The sequence below is a fragment of the Cupriavidus sp. MEYA8 genome (assembly GCF_059278825.1).
In genome coordinates, this window is record NZ_CM181221.1 from 357680 (window position 1) to 378151 (window position 20472).

Consider the following 20472-nt stretch of genomic DNA (forward strand, 5'->3'; position numbering starts at 1 on the left):
GAAAACATCACGGCCGCACGGTGTCAGGGGCTCGTGGCGGCCTTGGAATGGGCTCGATGCCCATTACAGCACAAAACGGCAGACCGGACGTCGGCGTTGACGGCGGGGGAGGCCGCCGTTGTAAGCAATTGAAAACGCGTGCGCGGGCAATCAGCCCGCTCAGAGCAGGCGGCCCTGGCCGCGCGAGACCGCATCGGCCTGCATCGCGGCGCGCTGGCGGTCCATGAAATCGCGCAGCGTGTCGATGCCGCGCAGGCGCAGGATGGTGTTGCGCACGGCGGCCTCGACCAGCACGGCGAGGTTGCGGCCGGCCGCCACCTGGATCTTGACCATGTGGATCGGCAGGCCCAGCACGTCGAGGTATTGCGAATCGAGCGGCAGGCGCTCGAACTCGCCGTCGTTGCGGCGCACCAGCTGCACCACCAGCTTGATCTTCATCTTCCGCCGCACCGCGGTCTCGCCGAAGATGGTCTTGATGTCGAGCAGGCCAAGGCCGCGCACTTCGAGCAGGTTCTGCAGCAGCGGCGGGCAACGCCCCTCGATGAAGTCCGGCCCCAGCCGCACGAAGTCGACCGCGTCGTCAGCCACCAGGCCGTGGCCGCGCGAAATCAGTTCCAGGCCCAGTTCGCTCTTGCCCAGGCCCGATTCGCCCATGATCAGCACGCCCATGCCGAGGATGTCGAGGAACACTCCGTGCATGGTCACGCGCGGCGCGGAAATGCGCGACAGGTACAGCCGCAGGTGGTCGATCACCGCGGCCGACGACACCGGCGTGGTGAACAGCGGCGTGGAAGAGCGCGTACAGCGCAGCTCCAGGTCCGGCGGCGGCTCCATGCCGTCGGCCACCACCAGGAAAGGCGGCTCCAGCAGGATCAGCTCGCCCATCTGGCGCTTGCGGATATCGTCGTCCAGCCGCTGGTAGTAGGTGATCTCGGGCTTGCCGAGCACCTGGATGCGGTTGGGGTGGATCAGGTTCAGGTGGCCCACCAGGTCCGCGGCCGAGGTGGCTTCGCGGGCGAATTCCACGTCGAAGGCGCGGTCCGCACCTTCCAGGCCGGCGACCCATGAGAGTTTGAGGTCGGCTGCGTTGTCGTCGAAGATGGACTGGGAGGTGACGCCGGTGAGTTCCATGCGGGTATGACGTGTGGGGCGGTGTGCCAGGCGCTGTGCCTGTCCGGTCTGTGCCGGCCCGTTCAGGTCAATCGGTGAATCAGGGATGCCATTCGGTCAGCAACTGGTGCACGGCTTCGGAAGTGGGCAACGTCGCCAGTCCTTCGCGCATGTCGCGATCCGACAGCAGCTGCGCGATCTCGGACAGGATTTCCAGGTGCTGCTGCGTGGCCTGTTCCGGCACCAGCAGGAAAATCAGCAGCGATACCGGCTTGCCGTCGGGCGATTCGAACGGAATCGGTTCGGCCAGGCGCATGAAGGCGGCCAGCGGCTGCTTGAGCCCCTTGATGCGGCCGTGAGGGATCGCCACGCCGGCGCCAAGTCCGGTGGAGCCCAGTGACTCGCGCGCAAACAGGTTGTCCGTCACGGTGGCGCGCGCCACGCCATGGTTGTTCTCGAAGAGGAGCCCGGCCTGCTCGAACACACGCTTCTTGCTGGTGACGCTGACGTCGAGGGTGATGTTGCCGGGTGGCAGCAATTTGGCCAAACGATTCATGGGCGATGCGCAGGAGTTCAGTTAGCGGGCGGTTCCGCCGTTCCGCCGGGCAGTGTGTGGCTCAGGGGCTGCCGGTCGCCGGCAACGCCGAGGCGTCCGGCCATTATAGAGCAGCAGCCTCCCTGTGATTGTGCAGCGCAGCGCCGCCCGGTTGGCGTCCGCACCTTAACCGGGCGCGGGCAGGATGCGGCCCTGCATGTATGGCGCAGCATACACCCTGCCGCGGCCGTTGCGAACACTCCGTCTCAAACGGGTGACAGGCCCTTTGCGCAGGCGCCACAGCGCCGCAGGCGCAAAAAAGCCGCGCTACGCGCGGCTTGCCTGTTCAGTTTTGATTCAGCGGCCCTCTGCGGGGCCACCGGGCACGCTCATTGCTGCATCTGCGCTGCGGCCATCTGGTACTTGACCGCTTCGCGGTCGTGGCCTTGCACGCGGTCCTTGTAGCGCAGTACCTGACGGTCCAGCTTGTCGACTAGTGCGTCGATCGCTGCATACAGGTCTTCATGATGCGCTTCAACGAAGATGTCCTTGCCCCTGAGATGTAGATTGATTTCCGCATATTGCCGCCTGTCCTTTTCCTTGTGATTGTCGACAGAGAGCAGCACGCTAACGCCAATGACCTGATCGAAATGCCTGACGATTCGCTCCAGCTTCGTTTCCACGTACTCACGCAACGGCGGCGTGATGTCAAGGTGGTGTCCACTGATCTTGAAGTTCATAGCGCTTCTCCTTCTGAAAGAGCCTCACCAGGCAGGCGGTGGGCTCGGCTACAAAGACTTGCGGAGATTCACTGCGGGGATCTTCAGGGCTTCGCGATATTTGGCTACGGTGCGTCGTGCGACAACGAAGCCTTGCTCACCCAGCAGTTCGGCGATGCGACTGTCGGAAAGGGGATTCCTCGGGTCTTCGGCTCCTATCAGTTGCTTGATCAAGGCGCGGATGGCCGTTGATGAAGCCGCGCCACCGGTCTCGGTGGACACGTGGCTGCCGAAGAAGTACTTCAGTTCGAAAGTACCCATCGGCGTTGCCATGTATTTATTGGTCGTCACCCGGGAGATGGTTGACTCGTGTAATCCCAGTGTATCGGCAATCTCCCGCAAAACCAAGGGGCGCATGGCGATTTCGCCGTGCGTGAAAAAGTTCTTTTGACGCTCGACAATGGCCTGCGAGACACGCAGGATCGTGTCGAACCTTTGCTGGATATTCTTGATCAGCCAGCGCGCTTCCTGCAGTTTCTGCTGCAGGCCTGCGGTACCCGACTCGCCCTTGGCGCCGCGCAGGATCTGCGCGTACATGTCATTGATGCGCAGCCGCGGCATCACATCCGGATTGAGCTGCGCGATCCAGCCGCTGCCGCTCTTGCGCACGAACACATCGGGCACGACGAAGTCGGCTTCGGGGCGGCTGTATGCGTGGCCCGGGTAGGGTGCCAGCGAGCGGATCAGTTCATGCGCGGCCTTGAGTGCAGGCTCGTCTACCTGCAGCGCTTTTTTCAGGCGCGTGTAGTCGCGCACGGCCAGCAGCTCGAGGTGGTTATGCACGATGTTCAGCGCCAACTCGCGCTGCGGATGCTGCAGCCGGCGCAATTGCAGGCCCAGGCACTCGGCCGCGTTGCGCGCGCCGACGCCCGGCGGGTCGAAGCTCTGCAGCAGCGTCAGCATCGCTTGTACTTCCTCGATCTCGAATTCGAGTTCTTCGGGCAGTTCGGCGCAGATCTCTTCGAGCGTCGCGCTCAGGTAGCCGTCGTCGTCGAGCGATTCGATCAGGAAGATGGCCAGGCCCTTGTCGCGCACCGAGATCTTCAGCGGCGTGAGCTGTTCCATCAGGTATTCGCGCAGCGTGGGCTCGGCCTCACGCAGCTGCATCGGCGTCTTCTCGTCTTCGTCGCCTTGCGGGCGGCGCGCGAAATCGTCGAGGCTCCAGTCGCCGCCATAGTCGTCGCCGCTGTTGCTGTCGCCGTAGCTGTCGTCATCGCCCGCGCCCTCGGCGCGCGCCTCGCCGTTGCCTTGCGGTTCGGCCGGTGCCGGCGCGGGCGCGCTCTGCAGGTTGACCGAGCCATCGGCGGCCACGCGCAGCGGGCTTTCGATCCAGTCGTTCTCGCGTTCGAGCAGGGGGTTTTCCGTGAGCGCCTGTTCGACTTCCTGCTGCAATTCCAGCGTCGAAAGCTGCAACAGCCTGATCGACTGCTGCAGTTGCGGCGTCAGTGCCAGGTGCTGGGAGAGGCGGAGCTGTAGCGACGGTTTCATGCGACCTATTTTATGCGCATCTTTCCGTTGTTGGAACGGAAATTGCTATCGATGTCGCGGCTTGATCGACGCCGGCAGTGGGCTGTCCCACATGCAGATGATGGGGGTGAAACCAGGCAGAATCAATGGCCTGCCGCCGCGGGCAGGCCAGTACATCACATGCGGAAGTTTTCGCCCAGGTAGACGCGCCGCACCGATTCGTTGGCGATGATCTCTTCGGGCCGCCCGGCGGCAAGCACGGTGCCTTCGCTGATGATGTACGCGTGGTCGCAGATGCCAAGCGTCTCGCGCACGTTGTGGTCGGTGATCAGCACGCCGATGTTGCGCGCCTTCAGGAAGCTGACGATGCGCTGGATCTCGCCCACTGCGATCGGGTCCACGCCGGCGAACGGTTCATCCAGCAGGATGAAGCGCGGCGACGATGCCAGCGCGCGCGCGATTTCCACGCGGCGGCGTTCGCCGCCCGACAGCGACAGCGCCGGGTTGTTGCGCAGGTGCGCGATCTGCAGGTCGTCGAGCAGCGCGTCGAGCCTGCGGTCGATCTCGGCCCTGGCCAGCGGCTTGCCGTTTTCCACCTGCAGCTCGAGCACGGCGCGGATGTTTTCCTCGACGTTGAGCTTGCGGAAGACCGATGCTTCCTGCGGCAGGTAGGACAGGCCCATGCGCGCGCGTTCGTGGATCGGCAGGCCGCTGATGTGGTCGCCGTCGAGCACGATATCGCCCTCGTCCAGGTTCACCAGCCCCACGATCATGTAGAACGAGGTGGTCTTGCCCGCGCCGTTGGGGCCGAGCAGGCCAACCACTTCGCCGCTCTTCACGTCCAGCGAGACATCCTTGACCACCGTGCGCGAGCCATAGCGCTTCTTCAGGTGGCGCACGACCAGCGTGCTGCCGCCTTCGAGGACGGCCGTGGCTTGGACGGAAGGCTTTTCGGCGATGGTGGCGGTATCGGTCATTGGCAGTCTGGCGTTCAGCGTTTCAGGCGGGGAGGCGGTCCTTGCAGGGCATCGGTCCCCGCGAGGCGTCAGGGTTTGTTGGCGGGCGCGGGCGCCGGCTTCAGGTCCAGCGGCGAGCCGCTGCCCGAACCCTGCGCATTCGGGTTCTGCCGCGGCGACAGCACCGCGCGCACGCGGCCCGACGGATTGGCGGCCGAGGTGTTGTCGCTGCCGCCGGCAGCGGTGTAAAACTCCTTGCGGCTGTCGTAGGTCAGCACCGCGCCGCGGATCTCGTCGAGCATCTTGGCGCCCTGCAGGCGCGCCATGCGCGCGTTGCCGATCAGCTTGGACAGCTCCTGCTTGCCGTCGTATTCGATGCGGTCGCCCCAGCCGTCGATGTATTCGTCGACGCCCTCGCGCTTCTGCCGGATATAGGCCTGCTTGCCAGCCTTGGCGGTGGCCACCGCGAACTGGTAGCCCTCGGGGTCGGTGCGCAGCTCGGCCGCATCCGACTTCAGGATCATCGTGCCCTTGGTCAGCACCACGTTGCCGGTCAGCGTATAGATCTGCTTGACGTCGTCGTAGCTGGCGTTGTCGGCCTCGAGCACCATCGGCTTGTCGCGGTCCGCGCGCTCGGCCAGCGCGGGCTGGGCCAGCAGCAGGCCGATGGCCATGGCCGTGGCGAGCAGGGCCGGGGCGGCGTGTCGGCGGGACGAAGTCGTCAGGGATGCAGTCATGTTGGCAGCGGTGGCTAGAGGGCGTGGTGGTGCGGGTTAGGCCGGGTTATGCGGGTCTTGCGGGGCAGGCAGGGCGCGCAGCGTTATTGCCGTTGCGCGGCGGCCGGCCGCGCGGGCCGGGTCAGCGTCCCGGCGTACGGCCCGGAGACGGCCCGGTGACGATGGTGCCGCGTACATTGCCGAGCAATTGTACTTCGCGGGTGACGTTGTTGAAGATCAGCCCGTTCGCGGTCATCACCGAGGGTCCGCGCGTCAGCTTTACCGGCTTGTCGGTCTTGACGATGTCGTCATTGACCAGCAGCTGGAAATAGCTCGACGCGGCGGTCAGCTGCGGATCCTTGGAGGCGTCGGCGCCCTGCTGGCGCAGCACATGGCCGTTGCCGTACAGGTCGATCACCGAGCCTTCGGCGTTCATGCGGCCAAGGTCGGCCCGTGCCGTCACCGGCGGACGGTCCGGTTCATAGGCGCGCAGCGCGGGGCGCGTGACCTCGTAGGTCTGGTCGTCCTCGAAGTGGACCATGCGTTCGCCGGTGAAGCGGATCTTGGTGCTGCCGTCCTGCGCCAGTTCCGTGGCCGAAAAACGGTCCATGAAATAGTCCGGCTCGTGCTTCTTGGTCGCCTGCGTGTCCTGGCTTTCCTTGGGCGAGTTGATCTGCACCAGCCAGAAGGTGCTGCCGGCGACGAAGGCCATCAGCAGCAGCGGCAGCAGGCGCATGACGATGCCGCTGAGGGAGGCGATGAGTGCCTGCATGGTGTGCTTGTTGGTGTGCTTGTCGGTGCTTCTCGCGCCCCGTTCAGATGACCTTGGCGCGGGTCAGGTCGTGGATATGCAGCGCACCGACCAGGCGCCCGTCGTCGTCGACCACCAGCAACTGGTTGATGCGGTTGGCTTCCATGACCTGCACCGCCTCGACGGCCAGCTGGCTCTGGTTGACCACATGCGGGTTGCGGTGCATGACCTCGCCGATGGGAACGGTCTTCCAGTCGCGCGGGGTTTCCAGCAGGCGGCGCAGGTCGCCGTCGGTGAAGACGCCGATGGCACGGCCGTCGGGATCGACCACAGCGGTCATGGCCATGCCCTTGCGCGTGATTTCCATCAGCGCCTGGGCCAGCGGGGTGTTTTCGCGGACTTCGGGCACCGCGTTGCCGGTGCGCATGACGTCGAGCACATGGGTCAGCAGCTTGCGGCCGAGCGCGCCGCCCGGGTGCGAGCGGGCGAAGTCTTCTTCGCCGAAGCCGCGCGCGTCCAGCACCGCCACCGCCAGCGCATCGCCCAGCGCCAGCGCGGCGGTGGTGCTTGCCGTTGGCGCCAGGTTGAGCGGGCAGGCTTCCTTTTCCACGCCCGCGTCGAGGTGCGCGTCGGCCAGCTTGGCGAGGTTCGACTCCGGGTTGCCGGTGACCGAGATCAGCCGCGCGCCGATGCGCTTGACGATCGGGATGATCGACAGCAACTCGCCGGTTTCGCCGGAATTGGAGAAGGCGATCAGCACGTCGTCGCGCGTGACCATGCCCAGGTCGCCGTGGCTGGCCTCGGCCGGATGCACGAAGAACGCGGGGGTGCCGGTGGAAGCGAGCGTCGCCGCCACCTTGCGCCCGATATGGCCGGACTTGCCGATACCGGAGACCACCACGCGCCCGCTGCATTGCAGGATCATCTGCACGGCACGGGCAAAGTCGTCGGTCAGGCGGCCGGAAAGTGCGGAAACCGCTTCGGCTTCGGTCTGGAGTGTGTCGCGGGCGAGCCTGAGTGCTCGATCCGCATCGAAATTGGCTATCATGGCGTCGAAGTATACCAACGAATGCGACGTCGCCCGGGGCTGCCTCGATGTGCCCCCGCGTGCCCGCCGCATCGACGCGCTTGCCAAGTTTCCCCGGCAGGGTGCCCGTGCCGGGTCGGGCGCGCGCCCGGCCGGTCACCCGACCATCCTGATGCACTCACCGCTGGAACTGACCCTGGTGCTGCTGGCCGCTGCCGTCTTCGGCGTGGTCGCTTTCCGCATGCTGCAGCTGCCGCCGATGCTCGGCTACCTGGCCGTCGGCATCCTGATCGGCCCGCATGCGCTGGGGCTGGCCAGCGATACCGCGCAGACCAAGTACCTGGCCGAGTTCGGCGTGGTGTTCCTGATGTTCTCGATCGGGCTGGAGTTCAGCCTGAGCAAGCTGCGGTCGATGAAGCGCCTGGTGTTCGGGCTGGGCGGCTCGCAGGTGGTGCTGTCGATGCTGGCGGTGGTGCCCGCCAGCTGGGCCTTCAACTGGCTGTTCCCGCTGTCGTGGCAGGCCTCGGTGGCGCTGGGCGGGGCGCTGGCAATGTCGTCCACGGCGATCGTCTCCAAGATGCTGTCCGAGCGCATGGAGCTGGAGAGCGAGCACGGCCGCAACATCATCAGCATCCTGCTGTTCCAGGACCTGGCGGTGGTGCCGCTGCTGATCGTGATCCCGGCGCTGTCGCGCGATCCCGGCGACCTGGTGATGGCTCTGGGGCTGGCCACGGTCAAGATCGTGGTGGCGCTGGGCGCGATCTTCTTCCTCGGCCAGCGCCTGATGAGCCGCTGGTTCCATATCGTGGCGGCGCGCCGGTCGCAGGAACTGTTCATGCTGAACCTGCTGCTGGTGACGCTGGGCATGGCGGCGCTGACCGAGCGGCTGGGGCTGTCGATGGCGCTGGGCGCGTTCATGGCCGGCATGCTGATCTCCGAGACGCCGTACCGGCACCAGGTGGAAGAAGACATCAAGCCGTTCCGCGACGTGCTGCTGGGGCTGTTCTTCGTCACCATCGGCATGCTGCTCAATATCCGCGTGGTGCTGGACCACTTGTGGCTGGTACTGGCGCTGCTGCTGGTACCGATCCTGTTCAAGCTGGTGCTGATCGCGGTGCTGGCGCGGGTGTTCGGCTCGCGCCAGGGGGTGGCGATCCGTACCGGGCTGGGACTGGCGCAGGCCGGCGAATTCGGTTTCGTGCTGCTGAACCAGATCGACGGCCTGAACCTGGTCGACCCGGTGCTGATCCAGGTGATCCTGGCCTCGATGCTGCTGTCGATGCTGGCCGCGCCGTTCCTGATCCAGTACAGCGACGCCATCGTGCTGCGCTTTGCCGCCAACGAATGGCTGATGCAGTCGCTGAACATGACCCGCATCGCCGCGCAGAGCCTGCAGACGGAAAAGCACGCCATCATCTGTGGCTTCGGCCGCAGCGGGCAGAACCTGGCGCACATGCTGGAGCGCGAGGGCATCACTTATGTCGCGCTCGACCTGGACCCCGACCGCGTGCGCGAAGCCGCCGCCGCCGGCGACACCGTGGTCTACGGCGACGCCGGCCGGCGCGAGGCGCTGATCGCCGCCGGCATCCACCGCGCTGCGGCACTGATCGTCACCTACGCCAACACGCCGTCGGCGCTCAAGGTGCTGCACCACGTGCAGGAGCTGGAGCCGGCGCTGCCGGTGATCGTGCGCACCGTCGACGATTCGGAGCTGGATGTCCTGCAAAAGGCCGGCGCCACCGAGGTGGTGCCCGAGATCATCGAGGGCAGCCTGATGCTGGCCTCGCACGCGCTGGTGCTGCTGGGCGTGCCGATGCGGCATGTGCTGCGCGGCGTGCAGGAGGCGCGCGACGCGCGCTACAGCCTGCTGCGCGGCTACTTCCACGGCCGTGACGACGAAGAAGACATGGTCGAGCGCGATTCGGTGCGGCTGCATTCCGTGTCGCTGGGGCCGCAGTCCACCGCGGTCGGGCGGCGCTTGGGCATGCTCGGGCTGGAGCGGATCGGCGTGGAGGTAACGGCGGTGCGCCGGCGCGGCATCCGCGCCTTCGACCCGGAGCCCGAGACCGTGCTGGAACCGGGCGATATCGTCGTGCTGCGCGGCCAGCCGGAAGCATTGGAAGCCGCCGAGATGCGGATCCTGAACGGCTAGTCGCCGCGCGGGGCGCGCATCAGTGGGAGAACGCCTGCCGTGGGCGCGCTTCCACCCAGGACTCCGGCAGGTCGTTCAGTACCGCGCGCGCGTCCAGCGTGCGGATCGGCACCGACTGGTCCGCCGGAATCCGACCTTCGCCCTGCAGCTTCAGGTAGCGCAGGCAGCACACCCGCAGGAAAGAAGAGAAGTTGCCCGCTACCGCCTCGCTACCGCGGTGGGCGGTCAGCTCGTCATGCAGGCGTGTAATCAGCTGGTTGACGGTCATGCCGTCGCGCGTGGCCAGTTCTTCCAGCACTTCCCAGAACAGGCTCTCCAGGCGGATGCTGGTGGCCACGCCATGCAGCCGCAGCGACCGGGCCTGGGTCTGGTACGAGGCCGGATTGGCGCGGATAAAGATCTCACACATCGAAGCTCTCCGTGCTGCGCCGCAAGCGGCGCGCGGGTGCATGCGGCGCCGCACCGCGATGGCGCGGCGCCGCGTGGCGGAAGGCTCTAATGTACGATCCGCGTGCCCAGCACCGCAAGGAACTGCGCCAGCCACGCCGGGTGCGCGGGCCAGGCCGGCGCGGTGACCAGCTTGCCGTCGGTATGCGCCTGGTCGACCGGGATATCGACATAGGTGCCGCCGGCCAGCTTCACTTCCGGCGCGCACGCCGGGTAGGCCGAGCAGCCCTTGCCTTCCAGCACGCCGGCGGCGGCCAGCAGCTGGGCGCCGTGGCAGACCGCGGCGATCGGCTTGTCCGCCTGGGCGAAGTGGCGCACGATCTCCAGCACGTGGGCGTTCAGGCGCAGGTATTCGGGGGCGCGGCCGCCGGGGATCACCAGCGCGTCGTACGCGGCCGGGTCGATCTCGGCGAAGCTGGCATTCAGCGTGAAATTGTGGCCGCGCTTTTCGGTGTAGGTCTGGTCGCCCTCGAAGTCGTGGATCGCCGTGGCGCAGGCGGCGCCTGCCTTCTTGTCGGGACAGACGGCGTGGACGGTATGGCCGACCATCTGCAGTGCCTGGAACGGCACCATGGTCTCGTAGTCTTCGGCGTAGTCGCCGACCAGCATCAGTATCTTCTTCGCCATCGCGGTCTCCTGTATGGTTACGGGTGTCCGGCGGCAGCCGGCAGGGCCATTGTGCTGGCCGGCCCGGCGGAGCGGGTGGTAGCCCGTTACCGCAGCCGGCGCGGGCATCTTTCACCGGCGCGCCAGGCGTGCTCCTGTGCTCCTGTTTTTTTCCAGACCCTATGGCAGATTCCATCATCCAGTCCCCCGACCTCGGCGACGTCACCGGCTACCTGCGCGACCGCATCCGGACCGTGCCGGACTGGCCCATGCCGGGCGTGATGTTCCGCGACATCACGCCGCTGTTGCAGGACCCCAAGACGCTGCGCGTGCTGATCGATGTCTTCGTGCACCGCTACATGGACGCCGAGCTGGACCTCGTCGCCGGCATCGACGCGCGCGGCTTTATCCTGGGCGCGATCGTCGCCTACGAGCTGAACCTGGGCTTCGTGCCGATCCGCAAGAAGGGCAAGCTGCCGTTCCAAACGGTGGCCGAGGAATACGAGCTGGAGTACGGCAGCGCGACCGTCGAGATCCATGCCGATGCCTGCAAGGCCGGCGACCGCGTGCTGCTGGTCGACGACCTGATCGCCACCGGCGGCACCATGATGGCGGGGCGCAAGCTGCTGGAGCGGCTGGGCGCCACGGTAGTGGAGGGTGCCGCCATTGTCGACCTGCCGGAACTGGGCGGCTCGAAGCTGCTGCAGGGCGGCGGGCTGCCGCTGTTCACGGTGTGCCGCTTCGACGGGCACTGATACTCGCTCACTGACAGGACCTCACTGACGGAAAGACCGGAGATCGTATGCCAGACCTGCTGCTGTTTCTGCTGACCTCGGTCGCGGTCACCGTCGCGCCCGGCCCCGACAACCTGCAGGTGCTCGCGCGCGGCATGGCGCAGGGGCGGCGCGCGGGGCTGGTGGCGGCGCTGGGCTTCTCGGTCGGCTGCCTGTTCCATACCGTGATCGCGGCGGTCGGGCTGGCGGCGGTGTTGCGCTCTTCGCCGCTGGCGTTCCAGCTGATCAAGTATGCCGGCGCCGCCTACCTGATCTGGATCGGCATCCAGGCGCTGCGCGCCAGGGGCGGGCTGGCGCAGGGCGGCGTCGACGCGGTGCCGCTGGGCCGCGTGTTCCGCCAGAGCGTGCTCGGCAACATGATGAACCCCAAGGTGACGCTGTTCTTCCTGGTGTTCCTGCCGCAGTTCGTGCGCGCCGATGCCGCGCATCCCGGGCTGCAGTTCCTGCTGCTGGGCGTGGTCTTCATGCTGCAGACCGCGGTGGTGTTCTCCCTGTTCGGCCTGTGCGCGGGCTGGCTGGGGGCATGGCTGCGGCGCCGTCCGGCCACGGGGCGCTGGCTCGACCGCGCCGCGGGGGCGATCTTCGTCGGGCTGGGAATCAAGGTCGCGCTGCCCTGAGCGCGGCCGCGGACGTGCCGCGGCATGTGTTGCCGGTTGCCCGCACCCCTCGCCTTGTGCCGTTGCCGCTGCCCGGTGACGGGCGCATAATGCCCCATTGACAACTACACGATGACCGGGCAGGGCCGCCTCCGGCAGTAATCCGGCACCGGTCACGCTGAGGCGCACAATGGGCGTACTTCTTCATCTGCTCTCGGGTGTTGCCCTGCTTGTATGGGGCACCAACATCGTCAAGGTCGGCATCCTGCGCGTCTACGGCGCCAACCTGCGCCACGTGCTGTCGACCAGCGTCTCCAACCGCTTCACCGCCTTCCTTGCCGGGCTCGGCGTCACCGGGCTGGTCCAGAGCAGCAACGCCACCGCGGTCATCGTCAGTTCCTTCGTCGGCCAGGGCCTGATCGCCGTGGCGCCGGCGCTGGCGATCATGCTGGGCGCCAACGTCGGCACCGCGCTGATGGTGCAGGTGTTTTCACTCGACCTGTCATGGCTGTCGCCGCTGCTGATCTTCGTCGGCGTGATCGGCCATCTGAGCTGGAAGGGCAGCAAGGCGGGCCACGTGGGGCGGGTGCTGATCGGCCTGGGGCTGATCACGCTGGCGCTGGAGCTGATCTCCATTGCCACGCGTCCTGTGGTGCAGGCCGCCGGGGTCAAGGTGCTGTTCGCCTCGCTGACCGGCGACTCGGGGCTCGACATGCTGGTCGGCGCCTTCCTGACCGTCCTGTGCTATTCCAGCCTGGCCGTGGTGCTGTTCTGCGGCGCGCTGGCCTCGGCCGGCGTGGTGTCGATCCACGTGGCGCTGGCGCTGGTGCTGGGCGCCAACCTGGGCTCGGGCATCTCGGCGCTGCTGACCACCTCGGGCAACAACCAGCCGGGCAAGCGCGTGACGCTGGGAAACCTGCTGTCGCGCCTGCTGGGGTGCTTGGTGGCGCTGCCGCTGCTAAGCCAGGCCGAAGAACTGCTGGCGTTGATCGACCATGATCCGCAGCGGCTGATCGTCAATTTCCATCTGCTGTTCAATGTCACGCTGGCGGTGCTGCTGCTCGGCGCCACGGCGCCGCTGGCACGCCTGTGCGAGAAGGTGCTGCCCGGGCGCAATACCGGCGACAGCCAGGTCACGCCGCGCCATCTCGACCCGGCCGCGCTGTCGACGCCCACGCTGGCGCTGTCCAATGCCGCGCGCGAGGTGCTGCGCATCGGCGACCGCGTCGAGCAGATGCTCGACAACATGCTGCGCGTGATGCGCACCAACGACGCCAAGCTGGCCACCGCCACCTGCCGCATCGACAACGAGGTCGACGACCTCTACACCGCGATCAAGCTCTACCTGACCCGCATCAGCCTCGAAGCGCTGGACGAGCGCGACGGCCAGCGCTGGACCGAGATCATCTCGCTGACCATCAACCTGGAGCATGCCGGCGACATCATCGAGCGCATCCTGCTCGATACCAAGGACAAGAAGATCGCCCACAACCTGATGTTCTCCGAGGCCGGCATGCAGGAAATCGCCGAGATGCATGCACGCCTGGTGGCCAACCTGCGGCTGGGTTTGTCGGTGTTCCTCAACGGCGACCTGAAGAGCGCGCAGGCGCTGATGGCGGAGAAGGCCAACTTCCGCGAGCTGGAGCGCAAGTACGCGCGCACCCATCTGCAGCGCGTGGCGGTGCAGACGGCGGAAAGCGTCGAGACCAGTTCGCTGCATCTGGATGTGATCAGCGAGCTGAAGCGGCTGAATTCGCTGTTCTGCGCGACGGCCTATCCGGTGCTGGAGCAAGCGGGCGTGCTGAACCGCAGCCGGATGAAAGAAGACGATGTGCCGCCCGTCACGCGGGTACAGGCGGCGCAGCACTGAGCGGCACGGCTACATCTTGTAGCCGAACTTGCGCAGCAGGGCCTTGCGCTCCGCCACATCGGCCTCGGTCTCGATCCCCAGCGGCGAGGCGCCGTCGATCACGCCCATCACGCCGCGGCCGGCATCGGTCTGCGCGACGATCACCTGCGTCGGGTTCGCGGTCGCGCAGTAGATCCGGCAAACCTCCGGCACCGCGCGCACCGCGCCCAGCACGTTCACCGGGAAAAAACCGTCCCCCAGGAAGATCAGGAAGCTGTGCCCCGCGCCGATGGCGCGCGCGTTCTCGCAGGCCATGTCGATCAGGTGCTCGTCGGTGCCCGACCAGCGCACCAGCCGCTTGCCCGAGGCCTCGCAGAACGCGATCCCGAAGCGGATGCCGGGCACCGTGCCAACCAGCGCCTCGTGCAGGTCTTCCACGGTCTTGATGAAATGCGACTGGCCGAAGATGAAGTTGGTGGCTTCCGGCTTGGTGACCGGTACGACCGTCAGTTCCATGGCAGGGCTCCTGTGCGATGCATGTCGCCGTCCGGTTCATGGTAGGGCGCGAGGTGGTGAAAGCAAGCCGGCGCCTGCTATACCGGAGGGGTTGACCCTCCACCGGAGCAGCCGATGCCTGCCCTTGGCCGCTTGATTTCCTTGCTTGCCGTAATCGCCATGGTCCCGGCGTTTGCCGCTGCGCAGGTCGCTCCGGCATCACAGCGCGAGATCGCGGTGAGCGAGCTGCAGCGCCCCAATGTCCTGGTGGTGCTGCGCCATGCCAGCGCGCCGGGCGTGGGCGACCCGCCCGGGTTCCGGCTAGCCGATTGCGCCACCCAGCGCAACCTCGACGCGCGCGGACGCGAGCAGGCGGCGCGGCTGGGAACGAGCTGGAAGGCGGCCGGCTTCAGGCCGACGCAGGTTTGGAGCAGCGCCTGGTGCCGCTGCCAGGACACGGCGCGGCTGATCGGCCTGGGGCCGGTACAGGTGCAGCCGCTGCTCAATTCGTTCTTCGGGGCGGATGCGCAGCGCCGCGACGCGCAGGTCGCGCAGCTGTCGCGCCTGATCGACGGGCTCGACCCGCACGGCGGGCCCTACCTGATGGTCACGCACCAGGTGGTGATCACCGCGTTGACCGGCCACGGCGCCGACAGCGGTGGCGGCGTGGCGATCGAGTTGCCGCAGGGCGGCACGGCGCGGCGCACGCGCGTGCTGCCGGCCGCCGGGCTCGACTGAGCCGCGGCCTATCGGGTGGCCGGCAGGTCAGCCGCGCTCGAGCAGCGGCGCCAGGTATTTGCCGGTAAAGCTGGCCTTGCTCTTCGCCACGGCCTCCGGCGTGCCGCGCGCGATCACCTGGCCGCCGCCGGCGCCACCTTCCGGGCCCATGTCGATCAGCCAGTCGGCGGTCTTGATGACGTCCAGGTTGTGCTCGATGATGACCACGGTATTGCCCTGGTCGCGCAGCTTGTGGATGACCTTGAGCAGCAGCTCGATATCGTGGAAGTGCAGGCCCGTGGTGGGCTCGTCCAGGATATAGAGCGTGCGCCCGGTGTCGCGCTTGGACAGCTCCAGCGACAGCTTGACGCGCTGCGCCTCGCCGCCCGACAGTGTGGTCGCCGACTGCCCCAGCCGGATATAACCGAGGCCCACGTCCAGCAGCGTCTGCAGTTTGCGCCGCACCACCGGCACCGCGCTGAAGAACTCATGCGCCTGCTCGACGGTCAGGTCCAGCACCTCGGAGATGTTCCTGCCCTTGTACAGCACCTCCAGCGTCTCGCGGTTGTAGCGCTTGCCGTGGCAGACGTCGCAGGGCACGTACACGTCGGGCAGGAAGTGCATCTCGACCTTGAGCACGCCGTCGCCCTGGCATGACTCGCAGCGTCCGCCCTTGACGTTGAACGAGAAGCGGCCCGGATCGTAGCCGCGCTCCTTGGCCGCGGGCACGCCGGCGAACAGCTCGCGGATCGGCGTGAACAGGCCGGTGTAGGTGGCCGGGTTGGAACGCGGCGTGCGGCCGATCGGGCTCTGGTCGACGTTGATGACCTTGTCGAAATGCTCCAGCCCTTCGATGCGGTCGTGCTGCGCCGGCTCCGGCGTCGAGCCATACAGGTGGCGCGCCACCGCGTGGTAGAGCGTGTCGTTGATCAGCGTCGACTTGCCCGAGCCGGACACACCCGTGATGCAGGTGAGCAGGCCCACCGGCACTTCGGCGGTGACGTTGCGCAGATTGTTGCCGCTGGCGTTGACGATGCGCAGCAGCCGCTCTTCGTCCGGAGCGGCACGCTTCTTCGGCACTTCGATGCGGCGCTGTCCGGACAGGTACTGCCCCGTCAGCGATGCCGGCGAAGCCTCAATCTGCCCTGGCGTGCCCTCGGCCACGATCATGCCGCCGTGCACGCCCGCGCCCGGGCCGATATCGACCACGTAGTCGCAGGCGCGGATCATGTCCTCGTCATGCTCGACCACCAGCACCGAGTTGCCGATGTCGCGCAGGTGCTTGAGCGTGCCGATCAGGCGGTCGTTGTCGCGCTGGTGCAGGCCGATCGACGGCTCGTCCAGCACGTACATCACGCCGGTCAGCCCCGAGCCGATCTGCGACGCCAGCCGGATGCGCTGGGCCTCGCCGCCCGATAGCGTATCGGCGCTGCGCTCCAGCGACAGGTAGTCCAGGCCCACGTTGTTGAGGAAGTTCAGCCGCGCGGTGATCTCCTTGACGATCTTGTCGGCGATCTCGCGCTTGGCGCCATGCATGTCCAGCGTCAGGAAATAGGTCAGCGCATCGCGCAGCGGCCAGCCGTTGATCTCATAGATCGCGCGCGCCTGCTCGTTCTCGCCCAGCTTGACGTGGCGCGCCTCGGTGCGCAGCCGCGTGCCGTGGCAGGCGGGGCAGGGCTGGTTGTTCTGGTACTTGGCCAGTTCCTCGCGCACGGCGACGGAATCGGTCTCGCGGTAGCGGCGCTCCAGGTTGGGGATGATCCCTTCGAACACATGCTCGCGCACCGTGGTGCGGCCGCGCTCGTTGATGTAGGTGAACGGGATCTCCTGTTCGCCCGAGCCGTGCAGCACCACTTGCTGCACGTTCTCCGGCAGCTCTTCGAACGCTGTCTCGGTATCGAAGTCGTAGAACGCCGCCAGGCTCTGCAGCATCTGGAAGTAGAACTGGTTGCGCCGGTCCCAGCCCTTGATCGCGCCCGAGGCCAGCGACAGGTTGGGGAAGGCCACCACGCGCCTGGGATCGAAGAAGGTGATCTGGCCCAGCCCGTCGCAGCTCGGGCACGCGCCCATCGGGTTGTTGAACGAGAACAGCCGCGGCTCCAGCTCCTGCAGCGAGTACGAGCAGATCGGGCAGGCAAAGCGCGAGCTGAAGGTGTGCTCCTTGTTGCTGTCCATCTCCAGCGCCAGCGCGCGGCCGTCGGCCAGGCGCAGCGCGGTCTCGAACGATTCGGCCAGGCGCTGCTTGATGTCGGCGCGGACCTTCACGCGGTCGACCACCACGTCGATGCTGTGCTTCTCGGTCTTCTTCAGCTTGGGCAGCTGGTCGACCTCATAGACACTGGCCTCGGCCTCATGTGCGGTGCCGCCGCCCGAGCGGATGCGGAAGCGCACGAAGCCCTGCGCCTGCATGCTATCGAACAGGTCCGAGTGCTCGCCCTTGCGGTCGACCACCACCGGCGCCAGGATCATCAGCTTGGTGTCTTCCGGCAGCGCCAGCGCCGCATCCACCATCTGCGACACGCTCTGCGCCTGCAGCGGCAGGTTGTGGTCTGGGCAGTAGGGCGTGCCGGCGCGCGCGTACAGCAGGCGCAGGTAGTCGTGGATCTCGGTGACTGTGCCGACGGTGGAGCGCGGGTTGTGGCTCGTGGCCTTCTGCTCGATCGAGATCGCCGGCGACAGGCCTTCGATCAGGTCGACGTCCGGCTTTTCCATCAGCTGCAGGAACTGGCGGGCGTAGGCGGAGAGCGACTCCACGTAGCGGCGCTGGCCCTCGGCATAGAGCGTGTCGAAGGCGAGCGAAGACTTGCCCGAGCCCGACAGGCCGGTGATCACGATCAGCCGGTTGCGCGGCAGGTCGAGATTGATGTTCTTCAGGTTGTGGGTACGCGCCCCACGGATCTTGATTTCTTCCATATGCCGAAAAGTCGTCGCCAGCCAGGCCGCCCGGGCCGGGCTGGCCGAGGCTGTCTGAAGGAAAGGCAAAACCCAGTGTCCAGGTGCGCTGGCTCGCACTTCCTGCCGCTGGCGACGGCGGAAAGCGCATCCGGGCACACGCCCGGGGGCTCGCTGGCAAGGCCAGGTGACCCGGGAAGCGCGAAGGAGCAAACCTGTTAATATACCCAACTTCGGTTTCCGGGGTAGCCGGTCCAGAACGGGCGCATGCCGGGAACCCCGGCGCGGAGCCGTCGCCGGCCTCATTTCCAGGGCGACCCGGAAGGCGGGCGGACACCGGCCAGAGGCCATACCGGCCGACGCCGTCACAAAACGGCCACCCGGCCGGCCCCGCCAGCCGACCCGCTTTCCAGAGATCCTCACGATCGCAATGCCGCCGATCCAGTCTTCTTCCCCGGACGCGAGCCCTGCCGGCGCGTCCCAGGCCCCCGCCCGCGAACGCATGACGCGCACCGAGCTGCGCGCCAGCGTGTCGCTGGCCAGCATCTTCGCGCTGCGCATGCTGGGGCTGTTCCTGATCCTGCCTGTATTTGCCGAATACGCCCGCAACCTGCCCGACGGGCATGACGCCCAGCGCGTCGGCCTGGCCATGGGCATCTATGGCCTGATGCAGGCCTTCCTGCATATCCCGCTGGGCTGGCTGTCCGACCGCATCGGGCGCAAGCCGGTGATGGTGGCCGGGCTGCTGCTGTTTATCGCGGGCGGCCTGGTGGCGGCGTTCTCCGATACGCTGACGGGCATCATCGCCGGGCGCGCGCTGCAGGGCATGGGCGCAATCTCGGCGGCCATCACCGCCTGCATCGCCGACCTCACGCGCGAGCGCCATCGCACCAAGGCGATGGCGATGGTTGGCGGCAGCATCGGCCTGACCTTTGCGCTGTCGCTGGTGATCGCCTCGCCGCTGCTGCACAGCATCGGCATGCCGGGCATCTTCAGCCTGATGTCGGTGCTGGGGCTGGTGGCCATCGGCGTGACGCTGTTCCTGGTCCCGACGCCGCCCGCGCCGCACCCGGTGCGGCTGCCGTTCCGCAAGGTGCTGCTCAATGCCGACCTGGCGCGGCTGAACGTCGGCGTGCTGGCGCTCCATGCATCGCAGGTGGCCATGTTCATGGTGGTGCCGGCGATGCTGACCGATGCCGGCATGCCGCTCGACCAGCACTGGAAGGTCTACCTGCCGGTGGTGCTGGTGTCGTTCGTGCTGATGCTGGGTCCGATGATGGCGGCCGAGCGCTACGGCCGCGTGCGCCCGGTGCTGCTGGGCGCGGTGGCGCTGATGACCGCGGTGCAGCTGCTGTTCGCAGCGGTGCACGGCCTGTGGGCCATCGTCGGTGTGCTGCTGCTGTTCTTTGTCGCGTTCAACGTGCTGGAGGCTATGCAGCCCTCGCTGGTGTCGCGCTATGCCGCATCCGCGCGCGGCGCGGCGCTCGGCGTGTACAACACCACGCAGGCGCTGGGCCTGTTCCTGGGCGGCGCCGTCGGCGGCTGGCTGCTCAAGCACGAGGGCCGCAGCGCGGTGTTCGTCGGCTGCGCGGCCGTGCTGCTGCTCTGGCTTATAATCGCCTGGAGCATGAAGGCACCTCCGGCCCGCGGGCAGGAAGCCGCACCTGCGCCGGCTGCATGAAGTTGCCTTGGCATCGCATCAATCCGTAACGCTTTCCGGGCCGAAAATGGCCTAGCATGATCGCGCCACCCGACACCGGCCGGGCGGCGCGATGTTCGTTTACGTTGCTTTAGTTGCTGCATGTCGCTGCGCCTTGGCGGCGCCGCAGTGACGGCGCAGTGCCGAACCCGGCAACCGGCCACGCTAGCCGTCGGCGCAGTATCGGATCACACTTGCAGTCAGCTTCACCCTTGTCGCCTTATCGTATTGCCACGCTTTTCAACACAGCGCGTGGCTTTTGGAGAACATTCACATGGCCTCGGTCAACAAAGTCATTCTCGTCGGCAATCTCGGCGCCGACCCCGAAACCCGCTACATGCCCAGCGGCGACGCGGTCACCAACCTTCGCCTGGCGACCACCGATCGCTACAAGGACAAGCAGTCCGGCGAGATGAAGGAAGCCACCGAGTGGCACCGCGTTTCGATGTTCGGCAAGCTGGCCGAAATCGCTGGCCAGTACCTGCGCAAGGGCTCGTCGGTCTATATCGAAGGCCGCATCCGCACCCGCAAGTGGCAGGACCAGTCCGGCCAGGACAAGTACTCGACCGAAATCGTTGCCGACCAGATGCAGATGCTGGGCTCGCGCCAGGGTGGCGGCGGCGGTGCCGATGAAGGCGGCTACGGCGGCGGCGGCGGCGGTGGTGGCGGCGGCTACAGCCGTGAATCGCAGGGCGGCGGCGGTGGCTACGGCGGCGGCCGTGGCGGCCAGGGCGGCGGCCAAGGTGGTGGCGGCGCTCGTCGCCCGCAGCAGGCACCGTCGAATGGTTTCGAGGATATGGACGACGATATTCCGTTCTGACCTTGTCTAACCAAAATCTGTAAAGATCAGCCCCGCCTCTGCGCGGGTTTTTTTTATGTCCGTA

19 protein-coding genes are annotated in these 20472 nt (G+C 67.0%); 7 read left to right on the forward strand and 12 right to left on the reverse strand.

The features are described 5' to 3' along the window. Positions 1 to 159: 159 nt before the first annotated feature. The 8 genes from hprK to AC5WJ1_RS01715 form a co-directional block, all read right to left on the reverse strand. The gene (gene hprK / locus AC5WJ1_RS01680; protein ID WP_063236682.1) at positions 160 to 1131 is read right to left on the reverse strand and encodes an HPr(Ser) kinase/phosphatase; all 972 of its coding nucleotides are present in this window, start codon (positions 1129 to 1131) and stop codon (positions 160 to 162) included. A gap of 79 nt (positions 1132 to 1210) precedes the next feature. Next, a complete protein-coding gene (gene ptsN, locus AC5WJ1_RS01685) occupies positions 1211 to 1666 on the reverse strand; it encodes a PTS IIA-like nitrogen regulatory protein PtsN (protein ID WP_029046777.1) in 456 nt (151 codons plus the stop codon). A 368-nt stretch (positions 1667 to 2034) separates the two neighbouring features. Beyond that, positions 2035 to 2385, reverse strand: coding sequence for a ribosome hibernation-promoting factor, HPF/YfiA family (gene hpf, locus AC5WJ1_RS01690; protein ID WP_029046778.1), 351 nt, complete (start codon positions 2383 to 2385; stop codon positions 2035 to 2037). 48 nt (positions 2386 to 2433) lie between these two features. Beyond that, the gene (locus tag AC5WJ1_RS01695) at positions 2434 to 3912 is read right to left on the reverse strand and encodes an RNA polymerase factor sigma-54 (protein ID WP_133093641.1); all 1479 of its coding nucleotides are present in this window, start codon (positions 3910 to 3912) and stop codon (positions 2434 to 2436) included. A 155-nt stretch (positions 3913 to 4067) separates the two neighbouring features. Next, positions 4068 to 4868 carry an LPS export ABC transporter ATP-binding protein gene (lptB, locus tag AC5WJ1_RS01700; RefSeq protein WP_133093642.1) on the reverse strand — a complete coding sequence of 267 codons (801 nt, stop codon included), beginning with the start codon at positions 4866 to 4868 and terminating at the stop codon, positions 4068 to 4070. Positions 4869 to 4936: 68 nt separating this feature from the next. Then, positions 4937 to 5584, reverse strand: a complete 648-nt coding sequence (gene lptA, locus AC5WJ1_RS01705; RefSeq protein WP_133093643.1) for a lipopolysaccharide transport periplasmic protein LptA — start codon at positions 5582 to 5584, stop codon at positions 4937 to 4939. Positions 5585 to 5705: 121 nt separating this feature from the next. Beyond that, complete coding sequence (gene lptC, locus AC5WJ1_RS01710; RefSeq protein WP_135704364.1) at positions 5706 to 6335, reverse strand: LPS export ABC transporter periplasmic protein LptC; 630 nt, start codon at positions 6333 to 6335, stop codon at positions 5706 to 5708. A 43-nt stretch (positions 6336 to 6378) separates the two neighbouring features. Beyond that, the gene (locus AC5WJ1_RS01715) at positions 6379 to 7362 is read right to left on the reverse strand and encodes a KpsF/GutQ family sugar-phosphate isomerase (protein ID WP_135704366.1); all 984 of its coding nucleotides are present in this window, start codon (positions 7360 to 7362) and stop codon (positions 6379 to 6381) included. Between the two features lie 151 nt (positions 7363 to 7513). Between AC5WJ1_RS01715 and AC5WJ1_RS01720 the strand changes: the two genes are divergently transcribed. Further along, positions 7514 to 9493 carry a monovalent cation:proton antiporter family protein gene (locus tag AC5WJ1_RS01720; RefSeq protein WP_133094198.1) on the forward strand — a complete coding sequence of 660 codons (1980 nt, stop codon included), beginning with the start codon at positions 7514 to 7516 and terminating at the stop codon, positions 9491 to 9493. Positions 9494 to 9512: 19 nt separating this feature from the next. Here AC5WJ1_RS01720 and AC5WJ1_RS01725 read toward each other — a convergent pair whose 3' ends face one another. Both AC5WJ1_RS01725 and AC5WJ1_RS01730 read right to left on the reverse strand, forming a co-directional pair. After that, positions 9513 to 9902 (reverse strand): ribbon-helix-helix domain-containing protein, encoded by a 390-nt coding sequence (locus AC5WJ1_RS01725; RefSeq protein ID WP_494476335.1) that lies wholly within the window; start codon positions 9900 to 9902, stop codon positions 9513 to 9515. Between the two features lie 86 nt (positions 9903 to 9988). After that, positions 9989 to 10567: a DJ-1/PfpI family protein gene (locus AC5WJ1_RS01730; RefSeq protein WP_135704368.1), complete on the reverse strand. Its 579-nt coding sequence runs from the start codon at positions 10565 to 10567 to the stop codon at positions 9989 to 9991. Positions 10568 to 10728: 161 nt separating this feature from the next. Here AC5WJ1_RS01730 and AC5WJ1_RS01735 point away from each other — a divergent pair, with 161 nt between their 5' ends. The 3 genes from AC5WJ1_RS01735 (at position 10729) to AC5WJ1_RS01745 (ending at position 13806) form a co-directional block, all read left to right on the forward strand. Continuing rightward, entirely contained in the window at positions 10729 to 11301 is a 573-nt protein-coding gene (locus tag AC5WJ1_RS01735; protein ID WP_133093647.1) for an adenine phosphoribosyltransferase, read from the forward strand. A gap of 47 nt (positions 11302 to 11348) precedes the next feature. Beyond that, entirely contained in the window at positions 11349 to 11957 is a 609-nt protein-coding gene (locus AC5WJ1_RS01740) for a LysE family translocator (RefSeq protein ID WP_494476336.1), read from the forward strand. Positions 11958 to 12126: 169 nt separating this feature from the next. Further along, on the forward strand, positions 12127 to 13806 hold the full coding sequence (locus AC5WJ1_RS01745) for a Na/Pi cotransporter family protein (protein WP_135704369.1): 1680 nt from the start codon (positions 12127 to 12129) through the stop codon (positions 13804 to 13806). A gap of 9 nt (positions 13807 to 13815) precedes the next feature. On the opposite strand, the gene AC5WJ1_RS01750 is transcribed toward AC5WJ1_RS01745, so the two are convergent. Further along, positions 13816 to 14301: an adenosine-specific kinase gene (locus AC5WJ1_RS01750; RefSeq protein ID WP_133093650.1), complete on the reverse strand. Its 486-nt coding sequence runs from the start codon at positions 14299 to 14301 to the stop codon at positions 13816 to 13818. Between the two features lie 114 nt (positions 14302 to 14415). Between AC5WJ1_RS01750 and AC5WJ1_RS01755 the strand changes: the two genes are divergently transcribed. Beyond that, the gene (locus AC5WJ1_RS01755) at positions 14416 to 15018 is read left to right on the forward strand and encodes a histidine phosphatase family protein (protein WP_133093651.1); all 603 of its coding nucleotides are present in this window, start codon (positions 14416 to 14418) and stop codon (positions 15016 to 15018) included. Between the two features lie 27 nt (positions 15019 to 15045). Here the strand turns inward: AC5WJ1_RS01755 and uvrA are convergent, their stop codons facing one another. Next, positions 15046 to 17910 carry an excinuclease ABC subunit UvrA gene (uvrA, locus tag AC5WJ1_RS01760; RefSeq protein WP_494476337.1) on the reverse strand — a complete coding sequence of 955 codons (2865 nt, stop codon included), beginning with the start codon at positions 17908 to 17910 and terminating at the stop codon, positions 15046 to 15048. 409 nt (positions 17911 to 18319) lie between these two features. Here uvrA and AC5WJ1_RS01765 point away from each other — a divergent pair, with 409 nt between their 5' ends. Together AC5WJ1_RS01765 and AC5WJ1_RS01770 are read left to right on the forward strand one after the other, a co-directional pair. Further along, positions 18320 to 19570: an MFS transporter gene (locus tag AC5WJ1_RS01765; RefSeq protein ID WP_135704372.1), complete on the forward strand. Its 1251-nt coding sequence runs from the start codon at positions 18320 to 18322 to the stop codon at positions 19568 to 19570. Positions 19571 to 19862: 292 nt separating this feature from the next. Further along, positions 19863 to 20408: a single-stranded DNA-binding protein gene (locus tag AC5WJ1_RS01770; protein WP_494476338.1), complete on the forward strand. Its 546-nt coding sequence runs from the start codon at positions 19863 to 19865 to the stop codon at positions 20406 to 20408. The last annotated feature ends 64 nt before the right edge of the window (positions 20409 to 20472 follow it).